The organism is Rhodanobacter thiooxydans LCS2, assembly GCF_000264375.1.
GTDB classification, from domain to species: domain Bacteria; phylum Pseudomonadota; class Gammaproteobacteria; order Xanthomonadales; family Rhodanobacteraceae; genus Rhodanobacter; species Rhodanobacter thiooxydans.
Window position 1 is genome coordinate 1 of sequence record NZ_AJXW01000074.1, and the last position, 6,664, is coordinate 6,664.

The window sequence follows — 6,664 nt, forward strand, 5'->3', positions numbered from 1 at the left end:
TAATTACGGATAAGTTCTAAGCCACACCGTAAAGCAGATCGGGGGAACCCACCACGCGCTCGCCCACCGGCTCGCCACGCACGAAGGCGAGCGCGACCTCGATCACCTCCGGCGCATCGAGCACGCGGCGATGACCCAGGCCCTGCGTGGTGTACAGCCGCGCACCGGGCCAGCACCGGGCGTAGCGCTCGCCTTCGCCCCACGGCACGTCCTCGTCGTCCAGGTCGTGCACGATCAGCGCGGGCTGGCCCAGCGCCGGCAGCCGGCGCTCCACGCGCAGCTCGTCGATGTGCACGCCGGTGCGCCGGTGCAGCCATGCGTAGAACGGCGGGCGCAGGTAGCCGGCCAGGTGCACGAAGCGGAAGAAGCGCCCCGTCGCCGCCCTCATGTCGGCCGCCGGCGCCACCAGGATCAGCCGCGATGCCTGCCAGTGTTCGTCCTGCGCCAGCGCGAGCGCGGCGCCGCCGAGCGAATGGCCGATGGCCAGCGCCGCGTTGCCGTAATGCGCACCGACGGCGCGGATCGTCGCGATGAACTCCGGCAGGGTGCACAGCCTGCCACTGCTGTGGCCGTGGCCGGGCTGGTCAAACGTCACCACCGCAAAACCCAGCGCGCGCAGCGACGCCACCCACGGCAGAAAGCGCAGGCCGAAGCTGGACCAGCCGTGCGCCAGCAGCGCGTAGGGCTGGGTCGCGGGGTCACCCCAGACATAGGTGGCGATGGTTTCGCCGCCGACCTGCAGCTGGCCGCGCTGCATCTCCGCGTCGCCCTGCGCCGCCCTGGCGCGGCTGCGGCTGCTGGCGAACGGGGTGGCGAACAGGCGCGCGGCGCGGTCTGCCGTGCGCTGTGGTACGAGCCGGCCACCCAGCACGAAGCCGGTGCGCACGGTGGTGAGCTTGAGTCGGTCGATCACGGTGGACATGGGCGTTGCCTCAGGTTTGCCAGCTGCGCCACAGGCGCTCGAAGGCCGCGCGGGTGCGCTGGCCGGCTTCGTCGAATCCGAACAGCCCGGCGTCGTGGTGCAGGCCGAGCATCAGGGCGTAGATCTCGAAGGAGAGCTGGGCGACGTCGGTGTCGGCGCGCAGTTCGCCCAGTTCGACCGCCTGCGCGATCGCCTTCTGCAACTCGTCGCGCCAGCCGGCCTGCTGCCGCACCACGCCGTCGTGCAGCGCGCCGTCGCGGCCGTCGTACTCGCTGGCGGCGGACAGCAGCACGCAGCCGCTCTGGTGCTCGCGGCCCCATTCGAACCAGTTCGCCACGATCGCGCGCAGCCGCGGCAGCCCGCGTGGCTGCTTCAGTGCCGGCAGCAGCACCTGGGTCACGAAGCGCTGGCGGCCGGTGTCGAGCACGGCCAGCTGCAGGTCTTCGCGCGAGCCGAAGTGGGCGAACACGCCGCTCTTGGACATGCCCACGTCGCTCGCCAGGCCACCGATCGAGAGGCCTTCCAGCCCGTCGCGGCGGGCCAGCGCATAAGCGTGGTCGAGGATGGTGTCGCGGGTGGCCGCGCGCTTGCCGGGGTTCGTGGCGATCGTCATGGCATCGAAAAATAGCACGACCGTTCGTTCTATATCAAGCGCAAGCTCACGCGACCTCGGCAAATCTTGCGGGTATGCTTCGCCACCGCATGCCAAGGAGGATCCCCATGAAATTCCGCAACCTGAGCATCCCGCTGGCCACCGCCCTGCTGGCCGCCTGTGTCACCTCGCCGACCGGCCGCTCGCAGCTGATGATGGTGTCGGACAGCCAGATGAGCCAAATGGGCCTGAGCGCATTCAACGACATGCGCAAGCAGGGCAAGTTCGTCGACGCGCCGCGCGAACGCGCCTATGCCACCTGCGTGTCCAACGCGCTGATCGCGGTGCTGCCGCCGCCGTGGAACACCCAGCAGTGGGAGGTGCAGATCATCGGCGACGACACGGCCAACGCGTTCGCCCTGCCCGGCGGCCGCATCGGCGTGAACCGCGGCATGTTCAAGATCGCCACCGACCAGGACCAGCTGGCGGTGGTGCTGGGCCACGAGCTGTCGCATGTGGTGTCGCGCCATGGCGCCGAGCGCGTTTCGGACAACATGGCGGCGCAGGCAGCGGTGGCCGCCGGCACCATCTATGCCGGTTCGCGCGGCAGCGATGCCGGCAACGCCGCGGCCCTGCTCGGCGTGGGCGCGCAGGTGGGCATCCTGCTGCCGTTCTCGCGCACCCAGGAAAGCGAGGCCGATACGCTGGGCCAGCGCTACATGGCGCAGGCCGGTTTCGACCCGCGCGCGGCGGCAGCGCTGTGGGGCAAGATGGGCGCGCAGGGCGGCAGCAAGCCGCCGGTGTTCCTGTCCACCCACCCTTCTTCCGGCAACCGCGCGCAGGTGCTGGACCGGCAGGCGCAACAGCTGCTGCCGGTGTACCAGCAGGCGCGCGCCAGCGGCCACGCGCCGAACTGCCGGATGTAGGCAACGAACCCGTACCGCACTGCCTGCGCCTGCAGCTTGTTGCGTCGCGTCATCACCGGCGGGAGCGACGTATTAAACTTGACGCTTTGATTCATCGCCCCGACCCCGGTCGGGGCGATGAGTTTCAGGCGTTTTCACACCCTCCGGCGGAGTCCCGCAGTTCCTTCCGCCACCTTCTGTAGATGCCATCGGCACCGCAAATCAATGGAGTCACCGTTCCAATGATCTTTGAAACCATCGCCAACACGGGTCACGAAGAAGTCGTCTTCTGCCACAACAAGGACGCCGGCCTGAAGGCCATCATCGCGATCCACAACACGGTGCTGGGCCCCGCGCTCGGCGGTCTGCGCATGTGGCCGTACAAGACCGAGCAGGAGGCGGTGAACGACGTGCTGCGCCTGTCGCGCGGCATGACGTTCAAGAACGCGGTGGCCGGCCTGAACCTGGGCGGCGGCAAGGCGGTGATCATCGGCGACCCGAGCAAGGACAAGTCCGAGGCGCTGTTCCGCGCGTTCGGCCGCTTCGTCAACTCGTTGAACGGCCGCTACATCACCGCCGAGGACGTCGGCATCGACGTCAACGACATGGAATACGTGTTCCGCGAGACCGAGTACGTCACCGGCGTGCACCAGGTGCACGGCGGCTCGGGCGACCCGTCGCCGTTCACCGCCTATGGCTCGCTGCAGGGCCTGATGGCCGCGCTGCAGTTCAAGCACGGCAACGAGGACGTGGGCAAGTACAGCTACGCGGTGCAGGGCGCCGGCCACGTCGGCGGCGAGTTCATCAAGCTGCTGCGCGAGCAGGGCGCCAAGGTGTTCGTCACCGACATCAACAAGGAAGCGGTGCAGCGCTGCGTGGACGAGCTGGGCTGCGAGGCGGTGGGCCTGGACGAGATCTACGACGTCGACGCCGACGTGTACTCGCCGTGCGCGCTGGGCGGCACGCTGAACGAGCAGACCATCGATCGCATCAAGGCCAAGATCATCTGCGGCCCGGCCAATAACCAGCTGGCCACCGACGCGATCGGCGACGAGCTGAACCGCCGCGGCGTGCTGTACGCGCCGGACTACGCGGTGAACGCCGGTGGCGTGATGAACGTGTCGCTGGAGATCGATGGCTACAACCGCGAGCGCGCGATGCGCATGATGCGCACGATCTACTACAACCTCGGGCGCATCTTCGAGATCTCGAAGACCGAGAACATCCCGACCTACAAGGCGGCCGACCGCCTGGCCGAAGAGCGCATCAGCGCGATCGGCAAGCTGAAGCTGTCGCACATGGGCAACGGCGGCACCCGCTTCCAGGGTCGCATGCGCGGCCAGTAAGCCACGCCGCTGCGGGCAGGCCGGCCTCCGGCCTGCCCAGGTTCCACGAAGGCCTGCCGCCACCTGTGCGGCGGGCCTTTGCTTATGCGGGGCATTGATCGAATAATCAGCTGCAGGAGGGGGTGCCAGAGGTGCGCAGGATGATGATCTGGCTGGGATGGGGCTTATTCGCGCTGGTGCTGCTGGTGATCAGCGGGCTACTGCTGGCCGACCACCTGACCCCGCGCGCCACCGGCGCGCCCAGCACCGCGTTGCCACCGCAGCCCGCACAGACCCCGATCGACCGCGAGCTGACCCCGTACCTTGCCAGACACCCGGGGGAGACGGCGGCGACCTTGCTGTCCGACGGACTGGACGCGTTCGCTGCGCGCGCGGCGTCCGCGCGCCTGGCCGGGCGCAGCCTCGACCTGCAGTACTACATATGGCACGACGATCTGGTCGGCCATCTGCTGGCGCGCGAGGTATACGCCGCAGCCGAGCGCGGCGTGCGTGTGCGCCTGCTGCTCGACGACATCAACACCAAGGGACTGGACCCGGCGCTGCTGGCGCTGGACGCGCACCCGAACATCGAGGTGCGACTGTACAACCCGTTCCGCAACCGCAGCGGCGTGTGGCGATTGCTGGAGATGGTGCAGCGCTTCTTCAGCGTCAACCACCGCATGCACAACAAGGCGTGGATCGCCGACGGTCGGGTCGCGCTGGTCGGCGGGCGCAACATCGGCAACGAATATTTTGATGCCGACCAGCGCGTGAACTTCCGCGACCTCGACATGCTTCTGCTCGGCCCGGCGGTGGCCGACGCCAGCACGATCTTCGACGATTTCTGGAACTCCAGCGCCGCCGTGCCGATCAGGGCGCTGAACCCGCAGACATCGGAAAACCTGCGCAAGCTGGTGGCCGCGCTCAGCCACGAGTCCGCCGACGCCGTTGCGCAGGTCTACCTGGACCGGGTTGCCGCCTCGCCCTCGGCGCAGCGTCTGGTCAACCACGACCTGTCGCCGCACTGGAGCGCGAACATCGTGGTGGCGTCCGACCCGCCGCTGAAGACGAAGGCCGCCGACCGCAGCAACTGGCTGCAGCCTCGGCTGGTCGCCCACTTGGGTGGCGTGCACAGCGAAGTGCTGCTGATCTCGCCCTACTTCGTTCCCGGCAGGAAAGGCACGGCGACCCTGCTCGGCCTGGTACACGACGGCACCCGCGTCGGCGTGATCACCAACTCGCTGGCGGCGAACGACGTGCCCGCCGTGCACAGCGGCTACGAGCGCTACCGCCGGCAACTGCTGAACGGTGGCGTGGGCCTGTTCGAGATCCGCCGCGACGGCCCGGTCGCCACCCACGGCCTGTTCGGCAGCAGCGGCGCCAGCCTGCACACCAAGACGTTCGTGATCGACGCCGCGCGCGGCTTCGTCGGCTCGTTCAACCTGGACCCGCGCTCGGCCAACCTCAATACCGAGATGGGTGTGCTGTTCGACGACCCCGGCCTGGCCCACGACCTGCGCCAGGAATACCTGCGGCTGGCCGCGCCGGCACTGAGCTACCAGTTGCGCCGTGGCGCGGACGGTTCGCCGCAGTGGCTGGACCGCAGCGTGCAACCGCCGCAGGTGCTCGAACACGAGCCCGATGCCGGCTGGTGGCTGCGCACCGTCACCCGGGCGATCAGCTGGTTGCCGATCGAATCGCAACTGTAGGGGCACACAGCCACGCGGTGCCGCGTGCGCTAAAATCGCCGGTCTGCATCCAAGGAGTTCGTCATGCGTCCGTTTCCGCTCGGAGAAGACATCGACCTGCTGCGCGAGTCCGTGCATGCCTTCGCGGAAAAGGAGATCGCGCCGCGCGCCGACCGCATCGACCGCGACAACCTGTTCCCCGCCGACCTGTGGCGCAAGTTCGGCGAGATGGGCCTGCTCGGGGTGACCGTACCTGAAACCTATGGCGGCAGTGGCATGGGCTTCCTCGCGCACATGGTGGCCATGGAGGAGATCTCGCGCGCCTCCGGCTCGGTCGGCCTGTCGTACGGCGCGCACTCCAACCTGTGCCTCAACAACATTTACCACAACGGCAACGAGGCACAGCGCCGGAAGTACCTGCCGAAGCTGTGCAGCGGCGAGTACGTCGGCGCACTGGCGATGAGCGAACCTGGCGCCGGTTCCGACGTGGTCGGCTCGATGAGCTGCAAGGCGGAACTGCATGGCGACGCGTGGGTCGCCAGCGGCAGCAAGATGTGGATCACCAACGGCCCCGACGCCGACGTGCTGCTGGTCTACATGCGCACCGCACCGCGCACCGCCGGCAGCCGCTGCATGACCGCCTTCATCGTCGAGAAGGGCATGAAGGGTTTCAGCACCGCGCAGAAGCTGGACAAGCTCGGCATGCGCGGCTCCAACACCTGCGAGCTGGTGTTCGACAACTGCGAGATCCCCGCCGAGAACATCGTCGGTGAGGTCAACGAAGGCGTGCGCGTACTGATGAACGGGTTGGACACCGAACGCCTGGTGCTGTCCGGCGGCCCGATCGGCCTGATGCAGGCGGCGCTCGACCTCACCCTGCCCTACGTGCGCGAGCGCAAGCAGTTCAACGCTCCGATCGGCACGTTCGAGATCATGCAGGCCAAGGTCGCCGACATGTACACCGCGCTGCAGAGCTCGCGCGGCTTCGCCTACATGGTGGCGCAGCAGTTCGACAACGGCGTGAAGTCGCGCATCGATCCGGCTGCCTGCCTGCTCAACGCCTCGACCAACGCGGTGAAGGTGGCGCTGGAGGCGATCCAGTCGCTGGGCGGCAACGGCTACATCAACGAGTTCCCCGCCGGCCGCCTGCTGCGCGACGCCAAGTTGTACGAGATCGGCGCGGGCACCAACGAGATCCGCCGCATGCTGATCGGCCGCGAACTGTTCCACGG

At 68.2% G+C, this 6,664-nt stretch carries 6 protein-coding genes; 4 read left to right on the forward strand and 2 right to left on the reverse strand.

Going from position 1 to position 6,664, the window contains the following annotated elements:
* Positions 1-16: 16 nt before the first annotated feature.
* Together UUA_RS14515 and UUA_RS14520 are read right to left on the reverse strand one after the other, a co-directional pair.
* A complete protein-coding gene (locus UUA_RS14515; RefSeq protein WP_008438167.1) occupies positions 17-922 on the reverse strand; it encodes an alpha/beta hydrolase in 906 nt (301 codons plus the stop codon).
* Between the two features lie 10 nt (positions 923-932).
* A complete protein-coding gene (locus UUA_RS14520; protein ID WP_039954147.1) occupies positions 933-1,535 on the reverse strand; it encodes a TetR/AcrR family transcriptional regulator in 603 nt (200 codons plus the stop codon).
* 107 nt (positions 1,536-1,642) lie between these two features.
* Between UUA_RS14520 and UUA_RS14525 the strand changes: the two genes are divergently transcribed.
* The 4 genes from UUA_RS14525 to UUA_RS14540 all read left to right on the forward strand — a co-directional run.
* Positions 1,643-2,440, forward strand: a complete 798-nt coding sequence (locus UUA_RS14525; protein WP_008438169.1) for a M48 family metallopeptidase — start codon at positions 1,643-1,645, stop codon at positions 2,438-2,440.
* Between the two features lie 221 nt (positions 2,441-2,661).
* Positions 2,662-3,765 carry a Glu/Leu/Phe/Val dehydrogenase dimerization domain-containing protein gene (locus UUA_RS14530; protein WP_007511915.1) on the forward strand — a complete coding sequence of 368 codons (1,104 nt, stop codon included), beginning with the start codon at positions 2,662-2,664 and terminating at the stop codon, positions 3,763-3,765.
* Between the two features lie 140 nt (positions 3,766-3,905).
* Positions 3,906-5,453, forward strand: coding sequence for a phospholipase D family protein (locus tag UUA_RS14535; protein ID WP_008438171.1), 1,548 nt, complete (start codon positions 3,906-3,908; stop codon positions 5,451-5,453).
* Positions 5,454-5,516: 63 nt separating this feature from the next.
* On the forward strand, positions 5,517-6,664 hold a 1,148-nt coding region (locus UUA_RS14540), incomplete at its 3' end, for an isovaleryl-CoA dehydrogenase (RefSeq protein WP_008438172.1).

Coding starts and splice junctions, on each gene's coding strand:
- UUA_RS14530 (WP_007511915.1), top strand. CDS start 2,662: ATGATCTTTGAAACCATCGCCAACACGGGTCACGAAGAAGTCGTCTTC.
- UUA_RS14515 (WP_008438167.1), bottom strand. CDS start 922: ATGTCCACCGTGATCGACCGACTCAAGCTCACCACCGTGCGCACCGGC.
- UUA_RS14520 (WP_039954147.1), bottom strand. CDS start 1,535: ATGACGATCGCCACGAACCCCGGCAAGCGCGCGGCCACCCGCGACACC.
- UUA_RS14525 (WP_008438169.1), top strand. CDS start 1,643: ATGAAATTCCGCAACCTGAGCATCCCGCTGGCCACCGCCCTGCTGGCC.
- UUA_RS14535 (WP_008438171.1), top strand. CDS start 3,906: ATGATGATCTGGCTGGGATGGGGCTTATTCGCGCTGGTGCTGCTGGTG.